General features: G+C 54.2%; 1 rRNA gene. It reads left to right on the top strand.

Annotated features, from left to right (window positions below):
• Nucleotides 1–72: 72 nt before the first annotated feature.
• Nucleotides 73–1,070 (top strand): 16S ribosomal RNA (locus P3T25_RS48595); the annotation flags it as partial.

The following is a 1,070-nucleotide window of genomic DNA, read 5'->3' as shown; positions in this document are numbered from 1 at the left end:
CAGGTTAATCATTCGTCAGTACGTTGAGTGAGCGACCGGTTCTTAACTGAACCGAAAAACAGTAACAGGTTTGAACTGAAGAGTTTGATCCTGGCTCAGATTGAACGCTGGCGGCATGCCTTACACATGCAAGTCGAACGGCAGCACGGGGGCAACCCTGGTGGCGAGTGGCGAACGGGTGAGTAATACATCGGAACGTGTCCTGTAGTGGGGGATAGCCCGGCGAAAGCCGGATTAATACCGCATACGCTCTACGGAGGAAAGGGGGGGATCTTAGGACCTCCCGCTACAGGGGCGGCCGATGGCAGATTAGCTAGTTGGTGGGGTAAAGGCCTACCAAGGCGACGATCTGTAGCTGGTCTGAGAGGACGACCAGCCACACTGGGACTGAGACACGGCCCAGACTCCTACGGGAGGCAGCAGTGGGGAATTTTGGACAATGGGGGAAACCCTGATCCAGCAATGCCGCGTGTGTGAAGAAGGCCTTCGGGTTGTAAAGCACTTTTGTCCGGAAAGAAAACCTCTGGGTTAATACCCCGGGGGGATGACGGTACCGGAAGAATAAGCACCGGCTAACTACGTGCCAGCAGCCGCGGTAATACGTAGGGTGCAAGCGTTAATCGGAATTACTGGGCGTAAAGCGTGCGCAGGCGGTCCGCTAAGACAGATGTGAAATCCCCGGGCTTAACCTGGGAACTGCATTTGTGACTGGCGGGCTAGAGTATGGCAGAGGGGGGTAGAATTCCACGTGTAGCAGTGAAATGCGTAGAGATGTGGAGGAATACCGATGGCGAAGGCAGCCCCCTGGGCCAATACTGACGCTCATGCACGAAAGCGTGGGGAGCAAACAGGATTAGATACCCTGGTAGTCCACGCCCTAAACGATGTCAACTAGTTGTCGGGTCTTCATTGACTTGGTAACGTAGCTAACGCGTGAAGTTGACCGCCTGGGGAGTACGGTCGCAAGATTAAAACTCAAAGGAATTGACGGGGACCCGCACAAGCGGTGGATGATGTGGATTAATTCGATGCAACGCGAAAAACCTTACCTACCCTTGACATGTATGGAA

This window comes from Paraburkholderia sp. GAS32, assembly GCF_050434225.1.
GTDB lineage: Bacteria > Pseudomonadota > Gammaproteobacteria > Burkholderiales > Burkholderiaceae > Paraburkholderia > Paraburkholderia madseniana.
Note: the sequence above shows the minus strand (reverse complement) of the source record. Positions and strands in the feature narration are given on the sequence as shown.